Source organism: Leptospira bandrabouensis, from assembly GCF_004770905.1.
Classification (GTDB): Bacteria; Spirochaetota; Leptospiria; order Leptospirales; family Leptospiraceae; genus Leptospira_A; species Leptospira_A bandrabouensis.
Map to the genome: position 1 here is coordinate 25,169 of NZ_RQHT01000011.1, position 17,427 is coordinate 42,595.

Consider the following 17,427-nt stretch of genomic DNA (forward strand, 5'->3'; position numbering starts at 1 on the left):
TGTCTTAGTAAAAAATTGACATAATAACTATTATAGGAAGCTGATTATGTCTCTTTATTAATCCCCTTTCTACTTGAATCAATCCCACTCTTTGTCTGGACTGTTCTCCATAAATGGAAAGCAAAATAAAAATATCTGATGAAATGATCCGGGTAAGGCCGGATAAGTTAGAACCCCACCCTTGGAACTTTGAAAGAACACCAGTAACAAAAGAAGAAAAAGATGAATGGATTAATTTCAAAGAATCAATTTGGAGAGATGGTGTATGGGCAGACAAACCAATCTTAATTTCAAAAGAGAAAAGTCCATCAACTGGAAAGCATTATATTCTCCGTGGCCGTCGTAGATGGAAGGCAATCAGCGAAGGGATTAAAAAAGAAAAATTACCTTCGAACTATACCATCCCTGCGGTATACCTACTCTCGGATGAAAATTCACTATACGAAGCAATCTATGGAGACAATGATACTCCATTCAAATACAGACCAGAAGATAGATATCGAATCATCAAAGAGCGTTGGGGAACAGCTGCAATTCTTGAAATCAATTCCGGCGGATCCAGAAAAGGTGAAATAATAGTTAAAAAACCGCTGTTTGAAATCATCCATGAAGCAATTCCAAGCTGGCCTTTGGCGACTATCAAATACGATTTGATTATACTTAGGAAACTATTGAAAGCGGAGTCAGAAGAAAAATATCCCGAACTATCTGAAGACAAAATTGCAAATTTGAACCGCCAAATTCGTAGTTGGTGGGAAAGGAAAAGTAAGATCCTGAAATTAGAAGAAGAACTAGAAGAGGTCAAGCAAGGATACAAAGATAAGATTCAAAAAATTTCTGCAGAAATGTCTACTTACTCAAAAGGATTCCCGATTGCAGGTGGGCCAGAAAAATACATCGCGACTTTCATTAACTCGAAACGTCCCGAATTCAAAGCCCTGCAAGAAATTCGCGGAATAAAAGATTGGGTAAAGAAGAATAAAAACGGCTAACGGTTGTTAACCGAATTCAAAAGATAAACTTATTTTTTGATCAGCAGTCTACTTCCGGGATTCTGCAGTGGTCCCGGCCTAGAAAAAATTCCCGAAAAAACGACCTCTGCCGATCACATTCGTGGAGCCGGTCGGATTGCCTTTGGGAACATTCAAAGGCTGATATGCATCCGGCCAACTTCTTTGAATACGAAATGGAATTCGTGTATCTAAATAGAGGGATGTAGTCCTTCCCTTCGAACAGAATTCGTTCTTGTTTCGTGGCCCGGATAGAATCCGGGATTCCTAAATCAGCACACTTCGCATTCACCATGCTACGGGCATGGTTGATCGGTGAGGTACAAGCAGAGGTCATCAAAGACATCAGGACCAGGAGTATTGGTTTTATTGAGAGGAATGGTTTCATTTTGGTGATCTCCAATTTTTTTATTAATGCTTCTGAAGGTGAAATACCCAGCTACTAAGATAGCAATGACGAGTATTACGATTAACTGCAGTTTCCAGGTTCCGAGAAATGACTTGATAGCTTCAGCCATGACGATCTCTCCTAGCTTTCTTTTCTGCGCTTTTGGCAAGTTGCTTGTCTAGCGTATTGCTTCCCCATTCCCATCCAAAACGCAATAGTTTCAGCGACGTTTTAATGATTGCGTGGTAGAAGAGGATTGCAGCCACATAATTAAGGAAGTTCCTAAATAGAACATACTGAGGATCTGTTATTTTCCCAGAATATTGTCCAAGTAAAAGGTAAAGGAATGAAGCAACTGTTGCGAATGTAAAAACAACCCAAAATTTCTCTTTACCAGTTAAACTGAATCCGTTCTTTTCGATGATCTTTAGGACAAAAGTTGCTCCGAGGATCACGACAAAAAAGAAAAGTGGGTCCCAAAGTGGGAGCACCTCACTTCTTCCGTATTCCAGAAGCATTGTAAATAATTCTCCCATGTTAATTTTTCTCCTTTAAAATGGTTACGCAATAGATTCCAACGGACTTCCGGCCGACTCGATCAATCGTCTTGTCTGGGAAGAAGGACTGATTCCCATCCAGATCCTTGTAGTTGGTAAAAAACTTTCCTCTTGGGTCGTGGGCTGAAATCCCGTTATTATCCTTTCCAACAGCCATCACCACATGTCCCATTTCTGCCTTCGCTTTTGGATTGAATGCTTCTCGAACATCGATCGAAAAAATGACCGGTGCCTTTGTATCTTCAATATGATCTTTGATGTTCTTCAGTGTGAACTTCCTGCTTTTGATTGTCGCTTTACCTGCGAATAAATCATCGAAGAGTTTGTTGTGGTATTCGTATTCAGTTACATGACTCTTTGTTTTTGCAAAACGAGCCAGTTCCTTGTAATACCTTTCTTCCGTCCAATCTAGATACTTGTTTATGCCTAGCTTGTAATCTGTCCATTTTACCGCGTTTAGATACGTCGTTCCTTGGCACTGATTTGAAGGAACTACATTTTTCTTTGCGACCACAAACTTAGCATTGTCCATTTGGGAATCATAAGTGATCCAAGGTGTAATCGAAACATATGAAGGTATGTCCGGTCTAATTTCATTTTCTTTTAGTTCAGCTGCCATGACGGTTCTGCTCCTGTTTTAAGTATTGAAGAAATGCGATCCGAGTATTCCCGGATGATGTGTTTGTTGAGTCTAAGATCACTCTCTGTCTTTTCGTTTCGAAAGAAGAGTCCAATGACTAACTCAGGATTATCGTCTGTTTCTACGAGTCGAAGGAATCCGTGTTGTATCGCGTTCCTAACAAATTCCCTTCTCCATGCAGAAGATTCGTCCATAGTATCAACGGAGAAAAAGAACTCATCCTTTGATATACACTCAACTATCCATTCGGATTGTGAAACAAGCTGCTCTTTGAACTTAAGACCCTTATTGTAAAAGGTGATGTGGCCATCTGCAGCACAGTCATGAGTTAAGGTCCACTTTTGAACCGATAGTCCGTTGTTAAATTTTCCTCCGTTGTGAAGGGAAATCACACAAGCAACATGTGCAGAAAAATGTTCCCTGAGTAGATGCAGTTGTCCATATACGAGTTTGTCTCTTACGATATAATCTAGTAGCGGAAGTTTAGGATCTTCCGGTTTAACTTGGATCCATTTTGTAGAAACAAATAACTTTTGAGATTTGATAAGAAGAAAGGTCCCCAAGATTGTTAGATACAGAAGACTGAACACCATAGGCAAAGCGACAAAAATCATTTTCCAAATATTAGCATTAAGGAATTCCCAGGCGTTCATTCGGGTCCTTCAGGAATTTCACCAATATTCAAACATTTAGATTCGATTCCAAATATTTCAGACAATGATTGTGCTAAATTAATATTGTCTTTTAGATCAAAAGTATCCTGATTTACTTTGTTTTCGAATTGAAACCTGAAAGCTAAGAAAGTGTGGTAAAAGCTTTCGAATTGCTCAAAGGACGTGAATGAAAAGTATTCGTTATCGAAAGCTTTCCAGCGGATAGGGAATACGCCTGATTCCGATTGGATGATACATAGAGCCTGGTAACAATCTCTAATGTTTCCCTTTGCTTTAAGATCCCCGTCAAATTGGCGATCTGCAAAAATAAAAAAGACATCTTTCCTTTCCCCAAGTTTTTCAATTCTAATACTATCTATTAAATCAAGGACTCTTTTCCTATTGTATTCAATATTGGTAGCTTTGTGGATTAGAAACTTTTGTGTTTCCAAAGTAATATGCAATGTTGGAGAAAATCGAATTTCGCCGAATTCCATTTGATCTTGCGATACATCCATCATTGTTAAATAGTTTGGATCTTCAAGGTTTGGATTTTCTTCAAAGTAAAGTTCATTTGAAGATCGATTGTAGTAGACTGCTTTAATCATAACGAATTTACCGCATGTTTGGTGTGATAGCCTGATTCATTTAGGAATCCTAAAAGGTTAGCTCTTCTATCTTGTGTAAGAGACCAAGTTGCAGGCCATACAGTAGTTTTGTGGCCGGTTACGATATCATGCACATGAATATCTCCTGCTGTTCCATCTCTTTTGGTATTTCCTGTTGAAGTTCCTGCAGAGACATCAACAGTGAGATTTGTAATCATATCTTTTCGAAGGAAAATTTTTACAGATCCTGTTTGACCTCCTGCACCTCTCCTGGTATCATCGACCCCATTCCCACCAGTGCCACCTTTACCTGTTCGAATAATTAAGTTTGATACAGAAGATAGGAATAAAATTTTAATCCAAATTCCGCCACCACCGCCACCGCCACCGCCAGAGTTACTTCCCGCATTAAAACCACCTGCACCACCTGCACCACCTGCAGAAACCCATAATTGCTCAGAAGCAGATCCACCTGTCCCACCTGGGGAGGATGTTCCAGAACCACTATAACCACCTCCACCACCGCCAGCACCAATTCCTCCGTTACCACCTCCACCGCCAGTAGCAGCATCACCATTACCTCCATTAGTACCGGATAAGCCACCTCCTAACTCGGTTATGCCATTAGATCCACCTGCGCCAGCACTACCACTAGAACCACTGCCATAGCCAGCACCGCCGCCACCGCCACCTAGCGAAGCAGTTCCACCCGCGCCTCCTGTGCCAAATCCAAGTTCATGACTACCTCTACCACCTCCACCGCCACCGCCAGCGCCTCCACCGCCACCGCCACCGCCAGAGTAAATACCAGAACCGCCAGCGCCTCCATTTGCTCCATTGGGTGATCTAATGACACCGGGGGTAGTTGGGTCACCAGTAACAGCTCCAAGGAAAATTAATTTTACCTTAAAGACTTCGAGTGAGGCACCAGGTGCAAATGTTGTCGTTCCAAGGACTTCGATGATTGCTTCAGAATTTGTATCCGTAGATCGAAGCTGGACTGCACCTTGAACAAGTAAATTTCTGATTTGGTAGACACCTGCATTTAAATGAACAGTCACTCCATTCCATGAAACATCTTTGGTGTTTAGATTTTTTAATTTGTTTTGGATTGCGCCATGTGTTTCAAATGCTGTTACGATTTCCTGATTGAACATTTCTTCGAAAGCAGAAGAAATGATTTCTTTTTGAATTCTCTCAACATTCCTAGCACTATTGAGTCCACCGATACATTTATAATTGATACGGTATTTGGTTCCGGCTTTAGTTGGATTAAAAAGGAATCGTCCTGTATTTAGATATGGTTCAGGGTTATTGAAATCCACAAAGAACTCATTTTCACCAGGATCACTTCCAACAGGTGGTTGGACTAATGTCATCGCTGGTCCATCTGTGGACATATTTTCATCATCCACTTCCATTATTGAAATTCCATTATTTGAAAGATCTAAATCTTTAAATGGCATCTCATTCGGGGAAAATCCATATTTCCCTGGAAGACCAGGAATGGCTTCCACTGTGTGAACTTCTCCATTGCCTGGTCCATCGGAACCAACCACTTCTTCGATGATAAGTTCCCGATCAATTGGATCGTACCTTAAATCAGTAAAAATACTACCTTCTGAAATACTCATGTTTCTCTGATCATCTCCTTTGCTATTTCAACTTGTGCTCTTACTCCTGCTATGAATTCTGCTGGTCCTGGGTTTCTTCTTTGATCGCCAAACTTTAAATTACAATAGCGAGCATGCTTTTCATAAACATATTCAACTTCATCAAGATCTAATTCGTAGTGCAGTGCTCCGTATTGGTAACAATGTAAAAAATCTAGATAAATATCTGAATCCGTTTCACTCAATATTTCAAATCCCAAAAAATGAATTTCTGAATTTGGAATTTCTTTATCGATGCAATTTAATTTGTAAGGGAAAAATCGATCATTTCCAAATGATTCAATTTCCCATGTATATTCATCCCAAGCATCAATACCGATTCCGAATTTGACTTTTACAGGCTCAGTATTCTGCATAAAAAAGATTATGTTTTGAGGAGACGAAATTCTAAATCGAAGCTCTTTCACATGAATACCATTCAAAGATCCACTGTTCACTGTGAGTCTATGGGTATGCGATCCACTCATTAGAGTTGTATTGGATAGTGTTCTCGTGATAGTTTCGGAAGTGGTCCAACCAGTGAAGTTATCAAATTCATTTAAGATGAAAGGGTAATAACCAGATTGTGTAACATATCCATAGCTACCGAATTGGTATCTTCGGAAAGGCATGTTCTTGGCGGATCCGTTTACTTTAGGATCTTTTAACATTGTAAGAATCGCATTCGCATAGCTTTGGGCAAAGCCATTGGAGAGCCATGCTGGAATATCTTCGGAATAAGGGGAATCTCCATACTTTGCGATGGATGTCTGATCCTCTGCGATAGCTGCTACCTTTGCACCTTTACGAGATCCTGATTTTCCATCTGCGCGATAAATTGAAATGATGTTCCCCGCTACCTCTTCATCAGTATTGAGATCGGCCTTTGGAAATTGGAAGCCAGCAAAGTATTTGTCGATGAGCTCCAAAGGTTTCTTTTTAAGGAAAATTCGACCGCTACCATTGACTCCCACATAATACAAACCTTGAAGAAAGTTGTTTGCAATCTTTTGGAATTTATTCCACTCCATTCCTTCCCAATCTACCATTCCAGCAGTTAGGATTCCTGTGGTTTCTTCAATTTCCAATGGATCATATATTACTTGGTTAGATGGCCGAAGAGAAGTTCCGCAAATCTGTTTGAAAAGAATATCAAAACGGACAGATTCAGTCCATTCGATAGGAAGAATCCTGATTCCCCCAGATATTGAAGTATTGGCAATTCCTGCAGGATTAAAAACGGTAATTTCATCGTTTGTATTGGATAATACTTCGAAGATTCCATTGTTTTTGTCTTCGATGTTATCTGAAATGATGGATTGAAATCCAACGAATTCTGACGGGGTCATTGTACCCGGGAGAACACTGAGAGTGAGATAGTCACCATCTTTAGATATCGATTGGATGTAGAATTTGTTTGGATTTTTGATTCTAACTTTTTCGATTCTCTTTTCAAATCCGTACCCAGAAAATTTGAGAGTTTCGTCTTCACCGGGGATAGGTCTTTTTGTGATGTATCCATAAAAGGTTTGTTCATTCGCTAATTTGATTTGAACAGTAGTATAACGAACGATTGGAGAATCGGGAAGTTGATTCAATTCAAACTCAAAGGAAAGACAATTCCCGCCTCGATTCAATTTGAAACGAAAATTACTAAATAGAGTATTCTGAATATTTACTGGAAAATATTCAGAAAATGATCCGTTTGAAAAACCAAAGGAAACAAGATCATCATCAGTTGCACCTGGTTGCCTTCCGCCAGAGAATTCAATCCTTGGTTTTTTGGATGAATATACCAACTGACCGAAGACAGCATTTCCGAATCCATTCCCATACGTTTGTTGGTATATACTCAAAAGATCACCCTTTTCCTGTACTTAACTTTTATGTTTACAGGGAGAGCATTTGGACTCTCATACGTTAGTTGGTTTGTGCCAGCATACAAAGAAAAAACGTTCCCTGCAATGAGAGATGGATTTGAAAATGTATCTCCCAGTTGGATGATAGCATTGGCACAGTCGATGGTGAATTTTCTTCCTTCAGTAAATCCGTTATTGGCTATGATAAAATTGGCAGTAAAATCTCCGTTTTTTATCGAGATTGCAAATTCTGTAATTGGATCAACATTCGGATTAACGATCTCGATTATCGGAGCAGATTCAATTGTATCCTGAGTTAGTTCAATTGAAATTGAACTTCCACTGTTGAGACCATCTTTTCCTTCGATTTCAAAATCCACAGCTTCCCAAAGAGCATCTTCCATATCTAATTCGATCGAGTTTTTCAAAGAGATTTTTGTTTCCAATCCTTCTGGAAAATTTTCTTTCATCGAGGCAATGGATATCTTTGCCCTTACTCCTCTCTCGATTGAATGAAGATAGAAAGGTTTGTAAAAATTATTCGTGAGGAAGGCAGCGATTCGGTTCAGTTCAAAATAGTATTCAGCCGCAGTCTCAACTACGATATCGAAATCCAATTTGATTTTTTTTGATGCTTCCTTTCCAGATCCACGTGATAAAACACCGAATTGATTTTGCTTGGAATATAGTTGTTTTTCTGCAGTGAATTGAAGTGGCCCTCTACGAACATTCCTATCAGGACTGAAAGTAAGGAATTCCCCAAATCTATTCTCAATTTGATACGTTATCATATCATAGCCTCAACTGCAGATCTCATTCGTTTTACTAAAATAGGCTCTATTTCATCGGCAACTGCTTCGGCATTCACGATTCCATAGAAGTGCATGGCTTCGAATTGAAAGGTATAATTTGAAGCCATCCTCGATTCTCTAGAAGTTCTAACTGCGCCAACTACTTCCTCGAAATTTTTATTAGGTACGATCAATTCACCAGGCATCAACATTGCCGGAATAGAATCTTTGTTAGGAATTCCACCTTCGGCCATACCACCACGGGCAAAAGCAGTCGCAGGAGGAGGAGGGTATTGTTGAGCAGAAGCTGCAGCTACCGCCATTGTTCCTGCGTTATATGCCATAGGAAGAAAGCCTAAAATTGGTAAGGTAAAAGGAACCATCGAAAAAGCGGCCCTCATAATATCAATAACCATCATAGCTGTTTGAATTTTAGCCTGCATGATAGAAGCTTGCTTTTGGAGTTGAAAGGCATTGAATCCCATCATCCATTGCAATCGTGCCGAATCTCTTGCAAGTTCTGCCTTCCTTGTTTCTGTAGCTTTTTGCTCTTCAGCTTTTCGTTTTTCTACTGCGGCAATTTGATCGGCTAGAGAAGTTTCCTGAGCAATTTTTTCCTTTGCCTTTAACTTATCTTCTTCCGACATTCTTGCATTTATAGCTTCGATTTCGGCAGCCTCTTTGTCAGCGTATTGCTGTTTCAAATCAAGCAGGTGTGCAAGATGTTCTTCTGAAAGAAGCTCCTTATTTAATTCTGCTATTTGAGAATTGGATAGATTCTCCTCTTGGTGGGCAATATTAGCCATTGTCTCAGCTTGCAGTGCGGCGGCCTTCTCATTATACTCTTCTTGGATTCTTTGTTTGATCCTTTGGATTTCTTCGCTTTGCTGCTCATCCCGTTTCCTTCGATATTCTTCCTCGATTCGTAAGAGTTCTTCTTTTTGGGCCTGAAGTCCTTTGATCTCTGCATCCCATGCTTCTTGTTTCGAGCGGAGCCCGTCTTCTAATTGTTTGGTTCCAAGAGCAGTCCAAAAGCTCAATTGATTCGTCATTGTTTGCAGTTTTGCACCAGCTAGTTGTGCTGCTGCAGACATATGAGCAGATACAATTTCGATTCCTTTGGATGCAGTCGCGAGAACCCCTTGGATGGTTTTGCCTACTACTTCATTTTCGAGAAATTTTTTCAGATCCGGAAAAGAATCCATAAGGGTTTGCTTTAAACCTTCAAACATTCCAGTGTCTATGTTTTTAATTTTTGGTTCAATCTTTACATCAATCGGTCCAGCGTAGTTTTTTCCATTTGTTGCAATGTTTCGAATTGTACTATCATTTAGGTTACTTCCATCAGGAGCGGTAAATTTTACTCTCGTTACAACAGAACTAGAATTCTTATCAGCAACAAAATTCATTTCGGATTGAACTCCCTTTTTAGAAAGCTCATCGATTGCTTTTTTTGCATCTTCAATGTCCGAATAATCAATTGTGAATTCAATCGGCCGATTCGATATGGAATCCATCTTTGTATAAGCTGCGATAAATTCTTCTAATGTGAGTACGGTATCCTTTAAGCCAGTTTTACCTGATACTCCGTTCTTTAACTCTTTAGTTTTTACGGTAAGGGAATCTATCATAACACCTAAAGCTTCAAGTGCTTTTATTCCACCACCTCTCACTGATCCAACTTGTTGAGTGAGGAGACCTTTCATTTCTGCATTGAGGTCTTTCATGTTCTGAATTGCGCTTATCGCATTTCGTTCAGAAACAATTCTATTTATTTCATCTCCATCCATAGAATTTTCCAAAATTTCTTTCCATTTTACTAATTGCTCTTTTGTCGATTTTGAGACCGCTCCGTTTTTCTTTGCCGCTTCATCAGACATAGTCTTGATAGTATTCATGGCTTTGTTAACTGAATCACTGAGTTGAGCATATAGAAGAATTAATCCAGAAATACCAGCTGCAACAAGTCCAATAGTTCCAAGTGATGCGTTCAGAGTTATTCCTAATTTTTGAATAACTGGTATTACTAAACCTATAGCACTTTTTAAGCCTGCACTTCCTATTAAAACAGCTACCAACGCTGCAGTTCCAGTAGTCAGAAAAACCATTGCTCTAAACGTATTAGGTGACTCCTTTGCAAAATTATTGATTCCTTTCGCAGCTTCAATCAGAACACCAACCAAAGGTTTAAATACCTCTAAAAGTCCTTCTGACATATTTACTTTGATAGATGCTATTTCACCTTGTAATGTGGAGAACATTCCTGCAGCGGTTTCGGATTGCTTCTTTGTCATCTCATAGAATTTGCCACCTTCGGAAGTCGCGATTTTAAATGCTTCCTCAACATCATTAATGGAAATCTTTCCCTGCTCCATTTCCTTTTTCAGCTGGACCATTGATTTACCTGTTTTCTCGGCAATGATTGTGAGTGGATTAAAACCGCCATCGATAAGCTGATTTAGATCCTCACCCTGGAGTCTTCCTGCAGAGGAAATCTGTCCGAAGATTCTTGCGAGTTCTGAGAAATCTTTTCCTGTTCCTGCCGAAACATCGCCTAGCATTTCTAAGGTAGGCATGAGTTTCTTTGCATCAATATTAAAAGCTAGAAGAGTCTTCCCGGCTCTCATCACTTGATCTGGAGTGAAAGGAGTTATATCTGAATAATTCTTTAAATCTTGAAGTACTTTTTCACCTTTCTTCACATCTCCCATCATTACATTGAATGAAGTCCGGAGAGTTTCGAATTTGGATCCTTCGTCGATAATACCTTTGATTCCACCTACAATTGCAGAAGCACCGAGAACACCACCTAACGCAGTAAGTGATTGAGTGAGGGCTCCGATAGATTTTTTGTTCTTATCAGTTTTCCCTTCCATCGTATCGAGTCTTTCATTGATTCCATCGATCGATTTTTCTATGTTTTTTCCTCCTTTCGAGGTAAGCCCGACGATTTCCCGAAGTGCTGCCTCATATTGGGAAGTATCGAGAATCATTTGGCCATAGATTGATCCTACACTTGCACCTGCTGCCATTAAGTTTTCCCTCCTCGCAATACTTTAAGATAGGAAACCGGAGATACTTTTTCTGCAGTAACCAATACATCTTCCATTTTCATCTCTTCTTCACATCGAAGTTTGCGGATCTCTTCATCGATATCATTCATGCGATTTTTTAGAATCTCGAAATTGTTAGTGGACTGAGTTGTATGAATTAAGGTTTCAATATGATCTCTTTTCTTTTGTAGTTCAAAGATCATATTCAAATTGTACTTCCATGCTCTCTTAAATTCATTCCACGAATTTATATCTTTTTCTTCATAACCCCACTTTTTGAATTTTTCGTTTGTTTCGTAATAACGGACGATTTGCTCTTCTTCTTTTTTTTTTCTAGTATACGATTGTCTGTAATTCCAAAAGCGGCTCGTCTAATTGCAGCGCAAAAGAAACGTAGATAATCGCCACGAACTGAATCAATGATCGATTCGTTTTTTTCCCAATCTACGACCAGAATTTCAATAAACCTAGCATTTAATCGGCGAAGTTTCTTATTGAGTTTTTCTAACTCTATAAGAGTATCTTGTTCTTCTGTTGTTAAATCGGAAATCTCCGTATCTTTCTTTTTATCCTGGATTTCTTTTAAGTTTTTGTTTAGGTCTTTGATTTGGTCGAAGACCCCTATTACTTCTTCTTCTAAGTTGTCCAGTTTGATTGCTCTGAAAGTAGAAGTTGCATCATTGATTTTTAGAGAGTGGGTTTTTTTCCCACCCTCCCAAATTTCTACTTCGTAAGGATTTGCTAGGAAATTCATTTCTTTGCCTGAGTCCAATACAACGTTTCTGCTTGATCCCGAGTTTGAGCTCTTCCCAAAAAGCACCAGGAATTCCCGACTTGAACGAAGACGGAAAATTGGTCATTTTTGATTTGTCGAATCGCTTTATCCGGTATAACTGCTTTTGGTTTTGGAGCAGGAGGAGTTTGTACTTTAGTTTCGTCCATACATTCCTCTCTTAATCGTAAACCATCTCAGCTTCATTGGTTGCCCAATACTGAGGTTTACCGTTCACGACTTTGGTATCATCTTCGAAGATGTAACCTTCCAAATCCGCACCAACCTGATCAGAAGAATTCTTCGTTAGATTAAGATTTCCTTTAAAACCAACCTTAAAGATATCCATCCGAGCAGCAGGATCAGACGATACTGCTCCATCACCATCATACTCGATGATAGCAATGCGAACTGCATTCTTCTTGAAGTCGAAACCTGTTCTTGGACCAAAGCTAGAGGCTACGATCTTCCCGTTCACATCTCGAGTAAAGTTCACCATTCCCTTTAAGACATAGCTCAAAGTCTCAACTGATGCTTCCATCAAGTTTAATTTAAGCATAGGCTTTACGGATCCTGAAAATACGTTCTCTGCTGTCTCACCTCGGTCAGATGACTTTGTTTCCAAAACCCCTTCTTCAGTGGTAATTGATATACCTGCAGAGGAAGTTTTTCCCAACCAAAAGCTGTCAAACTTTCGGAAGGTAGTAAGTGCAGGGATGTAGACCTCTAGGTTCTCACCTGGATTTGCAGGATCACCTAGCGTCAAGCTATTTGCACCCGCAATAGCCTTCACCATCGCAATGATGGGTGTTCCCAAATCAAATTCCAGATAGTCCCCCACTTTCAAGGCAGTGTCGAAAGCCGTTCCTGTTCCTGACAGCGTTGCGCTAGGAACTGCAGGTGGCCCTGCAGATCCTGCGGAAACAGTTCCAACAAGATTCGGTTTTTGTTCTGGATTAATAAAAATGGCCGCCGCACGGATAAGTCCTCCGTCACGACCATAGATAGAAAATCCATTCTTACTCTTAACGAGCTTCATGTGGTCTCCTTTAGCTGAACTAAAAAGTTCAAACTATATTGAAATCTACCATTGCCTTGATCGCCAAGAGGGACTGGATGATCTACGGCTTGAATATACTTAGCAATAATAGAACGTTCTTTTTCTTCCGGTTTGTAATCATGAGGAAGCGATACCGAAACATTGAAAGTATCTCGGTAAAACTCATAGATCCGCATTGCATTTTCCAATGCTCTTCGATCTTGAGTATCCTGAATCACGATACTTAGATTCACTTGTGATGTTGGGTAATACCGGGACCTATTTCCCTGAATTGGCATTACCATAATAAAAGTAGTAACATCCCCTCGGATAGGATACAGAATTGGTTCCACGGAGAGTGAAATCTCTGCCGCTTTTAGATGCTCACAGAAATATTCGTGAAGGAAAATCATTTGAACATCCTCCCTCTTAATCTTTGTTTAACGAACTCGGCAAATAGTTGGAGATATTTTTCTCCATATCCATAAAGCTTTACTGTGATAAATTTATAGCCTACATTCCCTCTTCTCTCCGACCATTCTCCCGGAGTGAAAGGATTCTCATGAAGTCTTGCTGCATACTTCATATAGTTTCCAATGCGAAGTTCATACTTTTCCATTCCGGATTTATCAACATCGGCAATTTGATCGGGATCCAAAGTTTTCTTTGAATTCTTACCAGTTTCACCACCTTTTGGAGGAGTTGATCCACCTACTTCTGGATAAACGGTATCTCGATCTGTCACCTGAACTGTGAAAGCACCTGTAAGAAATCCATCGTAGATAGGAGCTTTCGGAGGAAGTGTGATAATATCTTTCACCACTCGCATTCCTGTGAGTTCTAAGGCGTCCTTCAAAACGGGATTCAGTTCTTTTGCATATACCTTCACACTGTTTTTGAAAGCAGTATCATTTAGTTTGATCTTGAGACTCATACGAGAACCTCCAAATGATTGATATTATCATCGCGATCTCTCACACGATAGATTTCTAAAACTGCATACTCTTTTCCTTCTAATTCTAAAAGGTCTGTGAATTCAATATCTGTATCTGGATCGAAGAACACTTTCCATTTGGAAAAAAACTGTGCGCCCTGACCATTCTGCCTCGCTCGAAAGTAAGGTTGGATCCTTATGTATTCCAGAGCCACAGAATCCCTTGTTTTTACGGATCCGTCTGGATTGAGAACATACCTTACTCTATGCAGCATTTTTCAGCCTCACGATAGACGCATATTCTTCATCAGTAATTGGAACAGGAATCAATCTATGTTTGCAGTTTGGATGATAAACAGGTTTTGATTCTTCTGTAAGAAGGAATATCTTTCTGCCTTCGAATGTTTTTCCTACAAGCTTTGGATCTCTAGTAAGATAATTGCCCTCGTATATTTTGCAAGTCTTAGTCGTCGTACCGTGTTCTGTCACCAAATACAATTGAACATTCAATCGCTCCCCTGCATCCAAAGTGCCCTGGACTTGAGAATCTGCAAATCTGGTACGTGCAACAAGGGAAGAGTAGTAATCCAATGAAAAAGTCATTGGAATTCGTTTCCCGAATTTATCCAATCGGTTGGAAAGAATGGTAATGAATTTTCCTTCGTGAAGTTTTGCTTCCACTTTATCCAAAACCTTTGTCTTAAGGTAGGCAGGAATTTTCCTTTCTTTAATGAGTGCTCTTTTTGCTCTGTTGAATCTTTCCTGTATCTCTCTATCATTCAACGACTTTAATACCGTGTTTGAAGTAGATCCTGCTTTCATGATTTCAGATACTGTCTGTTTGGTGATATCTTTGAAAGTTCCTTGAGCCATGATTTGCTCAAGTGTGATCTCCGAGATTCTGACTTCGGAAAGAATATCTTGTTTTGCAAGTTTGAAAACACTTTTAAGGAAAGTTTTGGATTGATCAATCGCTAACCGGTAATCGTTCAACGTGTCTTTCACTAAAACATTTACCACTCCGAAATCAAATGCAGGTCCCAAGGTCTTTGTTACATCTTTGTAGGTCTCATTCCATCCTTCCCGGTAAGCTTGCATGACGAGAACATTGAGAATATCAGATTGCGTTTTTGCCAATTCATCCAAAAGGAGAAGGATCTGATTCAATCGGAGATCAGAATAATTTTGTAGAGATACCGAGTTCTTAATCAAAGCATCTAGCTGATCTCTCTTTTCTCTGGTCGCGTTAAGAATAAAATTGGAAGCTTGAACTGGACTCATCGGTCAAAAAACATAGGCTCGAATGGAGACCTGTAGTAATTTCCGAGGATATCAATAACCCATCCAGGAAGCTTCTCTTGTGCTTTGGATGTGTCGTAATTGGTGGAAATATCACCAATCTTCTCAGAAGTAATCCGAGACTTATCCTTTCCGTATGGAAGATTTTTTAAATTTGAATAATAAAATGCACCAAGCTTTGATTGGGCCTCTTTCACCACATCAGGGATATCGTTTCCGAAATCCTGAACATAACGATAGATGCTCTTGTATGCAGATTGCAGTGCTTGTTCTTTCTTTTTGTAAAACTGATCCCATGCGGCCGTATTTGCTGCTTTGACATATGCAAATCCGGTTTCTCCTGGTAAATCAATTGCGGTATCAATCTCAACTGTAGTCTCCGTTACCGACTTGATCACATATTTGACCAAGTCGATAAGGAGATATCCATCTACCTCTAATTCATCTTGGAGATTTCCAGTCCCACTCTTCGTTAAAGTAGCCGATAATCCCGAAGTGCTGAGTTTCATATCAGATTTGATTTCGAATACTGATCGTTCGATAAATTTATCGAAACCCAACTCGGAGGACAAAATCTCGACTGCTTCTGTAAGAGTAACCCAAGACATAACTTAAGATAGTTGGCCCTTGATAGTTTGTTTAGCCTGCGCTACAACACCGGCATATCTTGCTCGAACAGTAAGAACACTCGCAAATGCCAAAGCATCTTCGGACTGTTTTGTTTGCGGAGGAAGTTTATCTCCCCTTTGAACCTTACCACCGGACATTACAACGATGAAGTCAGTTGCTCCAACGGATCCACTCGTTCTGCGAAGATTGAAAGTAGGATTCACAACGATGTTGTAGGGAGGAACTCCACCAATACCATTTGCTACACCTAAAGCTCCATTCATCGCATTGCTGAGACGAAGTGCATTCGTAGGCTCTGCGTAAACATCGTATCTTGCGCTTGCAACATCAGAAACAAGTCCAAGATCCTTACATGCCTTCGCAATATCGTTGACTGTCTTCATCAAAGTAAGTCTGTCACGAGTCAGAACCGTATCAGTTCCTGCACCTTGCCACGCAACACTTGCGTTACCATTTACGGTATCGTAGGATGCATCTGTGAGAAGACGGTAGTAGTTTCGAGACTTTGACGCATAGAATTCCTGAGTCATCATCTGGAGCATATCTGCCATTTCCGAAAACATTCTGTCTTCGAGCATTTCCCAAGTCCAACCGACTGCATCAGCGTAAGTCACTGCCTTTACATCGATACTTTCACCTTTGATCTTCTTGATTGTGGCAGAACCACCTTCTGGAAGTTTATCGAAAGTGAATGCATTCGAAATATCAACAATGGAAAATGTTCCCTTGTTTGCATCGAATGTCCGAACCTTGAAAGCATTCTCGTATCGGTTATCCCAATTTGAAATCTTTTGAAAGGTATCAAAAGCAAATTGAGGATCCGGAATGTCTTTGGTAGTTGTAAACGCCTGGATGGAAGCTTCTTTGTTCCCTGGCTTGTACATTTTCGGAGCATCGAAGAATGCTTGGATGGAAGCTTGAAGGAATTTCCCTGCACGCCTACCTTTCTCGGTATTAATGCCATTCAAGGAAAGATCCTTCATCGCGTCTTGTGCTTGGCTAGAGAATAGCCAAAGTTCCTTTGCTAAACCCATTATGCCACCGCCCTTGTTCCATCAAAATCTTCGATTTCGATTCTTGTTGTTCCAGCAGGATAACTTTTTAATGCGTATCCTACAATTGTTCGACCTGCTCCAGATGTCTTGTTTACAATCCCTGTAGGCGAAGCGCCTGAATCGTAAACTGCATCTCCTGCAGCGTATGTTGTCGCACCTTCTGCATCAGCAAACACTCGTTTTGCCTTAAAGATAAAAACGGCCAATGTATCTGCGACAGCACCTGCGATCCAAAAGCCTACCTTGGATGCGACTGTTTCAGCCTGTCCAGGGGTTTTAGCAGCGTTTGGTGCTGTCCAAATCTCTCTAGTTGCATCTTTGTTGCAACCTAGTTCGTAAGCCATATAGCTCTCCTATGTTTATAGGGAGTGAATTGCCTTCTTAGATTCCTTGGAAACTGGCTCCGCACTTCCTAACGTATGGTAGTTTGTGTTTGAAGTTGGGGCCGTAGCCTCAAGTTGCTCCGTAGAGCTTGCTTGAGATTCAG

General features: G+C 40.2%; 21 protein-coding genes. 1 reads left to right on the plus strand and 20 read right to left on the minus strand.

All coding sequences use genetic code 11. The features are described 5' to 3' along the window. Nucleotides 1–113 precede the first annotated feature (113 nt). Entirely contained in the window at nucleotides 114–992 is an 879-nt protein-coding gene (locus EHR07_RS03585) for a hypothetical protein (RefSeq protein ID WP_100728948.1), read from the plus strand. Between the two features lie 314 nt (nucleotides 993–1,306). Here EHR07_RS03585 and EHR07_RS03590 read toward each other — a convergent pair whose 3' ends face one another. The 20 genes from EHR07_RS03590 to EHR07_RS03685 form a co-directional block, all read right to left on the minus strand. After that, complete coding sequence (locus EHR07_RS03590; RefSeq protein WP_100728949.1) at nucleotides 1,307–1,528, minus strand: hypothetical protein; 222 nt, start codon at nucleotides 1,526–1,528, stop codon at nucleotides 1,307–1,309. Continuing rightward, the gene (locus EHR07_RS03595) at nucleotides 1,521–1,934 is read right to left on the minus strand and encodes a hypothetical protein (RefSeq protein WP_100728950.1); all 414 of its coding nucleotides are present in this window, start codon (nucleotides 1,932–1,934) and stop codon (nucleotides 1,521–1,523) included. The genes EHR07_RS03590 and EHR07_RS03595 overlap by 8 nt, the downstream gene beginning before the upstream one ends. Nucleotide 1,935: 1 nt before the next feature. Beyond that, nucleotides 1,936–2,574 carry a C39 family peptidase gene (locus EHR07_RS03600; RefSeq protein ID WP_100728951.1) on the minus strand — a complete coding sequence of 213 codons (639 nt, stop codon included), beginning with the start codon at nucleotides 2,572–2,574 and terminating at the stop codon, nucleotides 1,936–1,938. After that, complete coding sequence (locus EHR07_RS03605) at nucleotides 2,559–3,248, minus strand: hypothetical protein (protein ID WP_135743831.1); 690 nt, start codon at nucleotides 3,246–3,248, stop codon at nucleotides 2,559–2,561. The genes EHR07_RS03600 and EHR07_RS03605 overlap by 16 nt, the downstream gene beginning before the upstream one ends. Continuing rightward, nucleotides 3,245–3,856: a hypothetical protein gene (locus EHR07_RS03610; RefSeq protein WP_100728953.1), complete on the minus strand. Its 612-nt coding sequence runs from the start codon at nucleotides 3,854–3,856 to the stop codon at nucleotides 3,245–3,247. Before EHR07_RS03610 ends, EHR07_RS03605 begins: the two co-directional genes overlap by 4 nt. After that, the gene (locus tag EHR07_RS19050) at nucleotides 3,853–5,490 is read right to left on the minus strand and encodes a hypothetical protein (protein ID WP_167483344.1); all 1,638 of its coding nucleotides are present in this window, start codon (nucleotides 5,488–5,490) and stop codon (nucleotides 3,853–3,855) included. Before EHR07_RS19050 ends, EHR07_RS03610 begins: the two co-directional genes overlap by 4 nt. Continuing rightward, nucleotides 5,487–7,364, minus strand: coding sequence for a hypothetical protein (locus EHR07_RS03620; protein WP_135743832.1), 1,878 nt, complete (start codon nucleotides 7,362–7,364; stop codon nucleotides 5,487–5,489). The genes EHR07_RS19050 and EHR07_RS03620 overlap by 4 nt, the downstream gene beginning before the upstream one ends. Further along, a complete protein-coding gene (locus EHR07_RS03625) occupies nucleotides 7,361–8,158 on the minus strand; it encodes a phage distal tail protein (protein ID WP_135743833.1) in 798 nt (265 codons plus the stop codon). The genes EHR07_RS03620 and EHR07_RS03625 overlap by 4 nt, the downstream gene beginning before the upstream one ends. After that, complete coding sequence (locus EHR07_RS03630) at nucleotides 8,155–11,034, minus strand: tape measure protein (protein WP_167483345.1); 2,880 nt, start codon at nucleotides 11,032–11,034, stop codon at nucleotides 8,155–8,157. The genes EHR07_RS03625 and EHR07_RS03630 overlap by 4 nt, the downstream gene beginning before the upstream one ends. Nucleotides 11,035–11,189: 155 nt before the next feature. Then, nucleotides 11,190–11,414 carry a hypothetical protein gene (locus EHR07_RS03635; RefSeq protein ID WP_135743835.1) on the minus strand — a complete coding sequence of 75 codons (225 nt, stop codon included), beginning with the start codon at nucleotides 11,412–11,414 and terminating at the stop codon, nucleotides 11,190–11,192. A 44-nt stretch (nucleotides 11,415–11,458) separates the two neighbouring features. Next, nucleotides 11,459–11,965, minus strand: a complete 507-nt coding sequence (locus EHR07_RS03640; RefSeq protein ID WP_135743836.1) for a hypothetical protein — start codon at nucleotides 11,963–11,965, stop codon at nucleotides 11,459–11,461. Further along, entirely contained in the window at nucleotides 11,962–12,153 is a 192-nt protein-coding gene (locus tag EHR07_RS03645) for a hypothetical protein (protein ID WP_135743837.1), read from the minus strand. Before EHR07_RS03645 ends, EHR07_RS03640 begins: the two co-directional genes overlap by 4 nt. An 11-nt stretch (nucleotides 12,154–12,164) precedes the next feature. Next, the gene (locus EHR07_RS03650; protein ID WP_135743838.1) at nucleotides 12,165–13,022 is read right to left on the minus strand and encodes a hypothetical protein; all 858 of its coding nucleotides are present in this window, start codon (nucleotides 13,020–13,022) and stop codon (nucleotides 12,165–12,167) included. Then, a complete protein-coding gene (locus tag EHR07_RS03655; protein ID WP_135743839.1) occupies nucleotides 13,019–13,435 on the minus strand; it encodes a hypothetical protein in 417 nt (138 codons plus the stop codon). The genes EHR07_RS03650 and EHR07_RS03655 overlap by 4 nt, the downstream gene beginning before the upstream one ends. Further along, complete coding sequence (locus EHR07_RS03660; protein ID WP_135743840.1) at nucleotides 13,432–13,956, minus strand: hypothetical protein; 525 nt, start codon at nucleotides 13,954–13,956, stop codon at nucleotides 13,432–13,434. The genes EHR07_RS03655 and EHR07_RS03660 overlap by 4 nt, the downstream gene beginning before the upstream one ends. Then, nucleotides 13,953–14,231, minus strand: coding sequence for a hypothetical protein (locus EHR07_RS03665; protein WP_100728831.1), 279 nt, complete (start codon nucleotides 14,229–14,231; stop codon nucleotides 13,953–13,955). Before EHR07_RS03665 ends, EHR07_RS03660 begins: the two co-directional genes overlap by 4 nt. Continuing rightward, nucleotides 14,221–15,168 (minus strand): phage minor capsid protein, encoded by a 948-nt coding sequence (locus EHR07_RS03670; RefSeq protein ID WP_125172480.1) that lies wholly within the window; start codon nucleotides 15,166–15,168, stop codon nucleotides 14,221–14,223. The genes EHR07_RS03665 and EHR07_RS03670 overlap by 11 nt, the downstream gene beginning before the upstream one ends. A 65-nt stretch (nucleotides 15,169–15,233) precedes the next feature. Further along, nucleotides 15,234–15,863, minus strand: a complete 630-nt coding sequence (locus tag EHR07_RS03675; RefSeq protein WP_135743841.1) for a hypothetical protein — start codon at nucleotides 15,861–15,863, stop codon at nucleotides 15,234–15,236. Between the two features lie 3 nt (nucleotides 15,864–15,866). Continuing rightward, a complete protein-coding gene (locus EHR07_RS03680; protein ID WP_135743842.1) occupies nucleotides 15,867–16,919 on the minus strand; it encodes a phage major capsid protein in 1,053 nt (350 codons plus the stop codon). Beyond that, nucleotides 16,919–17,284 (minus strand): hypothetical protein, encoded by a 366-nt coding sequence (locus EHR07_RS03685; protein WP_135743843.1) that lies wholly within the window; start codon nucleotides 17,282–17,284, stop codon nucleotides 16,919–16,921. Before EHR07_RS03685 ends, EHR07_RS03680 begins: the two co-directional genes overlap by 1 nt. Nucleotides 17,285–17,427 lie beyond the last annotated feature (143 nt).

Excerpts from the sequence above, each read along its gene's own strand:
- EHR07_RS03585 (WP_100728948.1), top strand. The coding sequence starts at position 114 with ATGGAAAGCAAAATAAAAATATCTGATGAAATGATCCGGGTAAGGCCG.
- EHR07_RS03590 (WP_100728949.1), bottom strand. The coding sequence starts at position 1,528 with ATGGCTGAAGCTATCAAGTCATTTCTCGGAACCTGGAAACTGCAGTTA.
- EHR07_RS03595 (WP_100728950.1), bottom strand. The coding sequence starts at position 1,934 with ATGGGAGAATTATTTACAATGCTTCTGGAATACGGAAGAAGTGAGGTG.
- EHR07_RS03600 (WP_100728951.1), bottom strand. The coding sequence starts at position 2,574 with ATGGCAGCTGAACTAAAAGAAAATGAAATTAGACCGGACATACCTTCA.
- EHR07_RS03605 (WP_135743831.1), bottom strand. The coding sequence starts at position 3,248 with ATGAACGCCTGGGAATTCCTTAATGCTAATATTTGGAAAATGATTTTT.
- EHR07_RS03610 (WP_100728953.1), bottom strand. The coding sequence starts at position 3,856 with ATGATTAAAGCAGTCTACTACAATCGATCTTCAAATGAACTTTACTTT.
- EHR07_RS19050 (WP_167483344.1), bottom strand. The coding sequence starts at position 5,490 with ATGAGTATTTCAGAAGGTAGTATTTTTACTGATTTAAGGTACGATCCA.
- EHR07_RS03625 (WP_135743833.1), bottom strand. The coding sequence starts at position 8,158 with ATGATAACGTATCAAATTGAGAATAGATTTGGGGAATTCCTTACTTTC.
- EHR07_RS03630 (WP_167483345.1), bottom strand. The coding sequence starts at position 11,034 with ATGGAAGGGAAAACTGATAAGAACAAAAAATCTATCGGAGCCCTCACT.
- EHR07_RS03635 (WP_135743835.1), bottom strand. The coding sequence starts at position 11,414 with ATGATCTTTGAACTACAAAAGAAAAGAGATCATATTGAAACCTTAATT.
- EHR07_RS03640 (WP_135743836.1), bottom strand. The coding sequence starts at position 11,965 with ATGAATTTCCTAGCAAATCCTTACGAAGTAGAAATTTGGGAGGGTGGG.
- EHR07_RS03645 (WP_135743837.1), bottom strand. The coding sequence starts at position 12,153 with ATGGACGAAACTAAAGTACAAACTCCTCCTGCTCCAAAACCAAAAGCA.
- EHR07_RS03650 (WP_135743838.1), bottom strand. The coding sequence starts at position 13,022 with ATGAAGCTCGTTAAGAGTAAGAATGGATTTTCTATCTATGGTCGTGAC.
- EHR07_RS03655 (WP_135743839.1), bottom strand. The coding sequence starts at position 13,435 with ATGATTTTCCTTCACGAATATTTCTGTGAGCATCTAAAAGCGGCAGAG.
- EHR07_RS03660 (WP_135743840.1), bottom strand. The coding sequence starts at position 13,956 with ATGAGTCTCAAGATCAAACTAAATGATACTGCTTTCAAAAACAGTGTG.
- EHR07_RS03665 (WP_100728831.1), bottom strand. The coding sequence starts at position 14,231 with ATGCTGCATAGAGTAAGGTATGTTCTCAATCCAGACGGATCCGTAAAA.
- EHR07_RS03675 (WP_135743841.1), bottom strand. The coding sequence starts at position 15,863 with ATGTCTTGGGTTACTCTTACAGAAGCAGTCGAGATTTTGTCCTCCGAG.
- EHR07_RS03680 (WP_135743842.1), bottom strand. The coding sequence starts at position 16,919 with ATGGGTTTAGCAAAGGAACTTTGGCTATTCTCTAGCCAAGCACAAGAC.
- EHR07_RS03685 (WP_135743843.1), bottom strand. The coding sequence starts at position 17,284 with ATGGCTTACGAACTAGGTTGCAACAAAGATGCAACTAGAGAGATTTGG.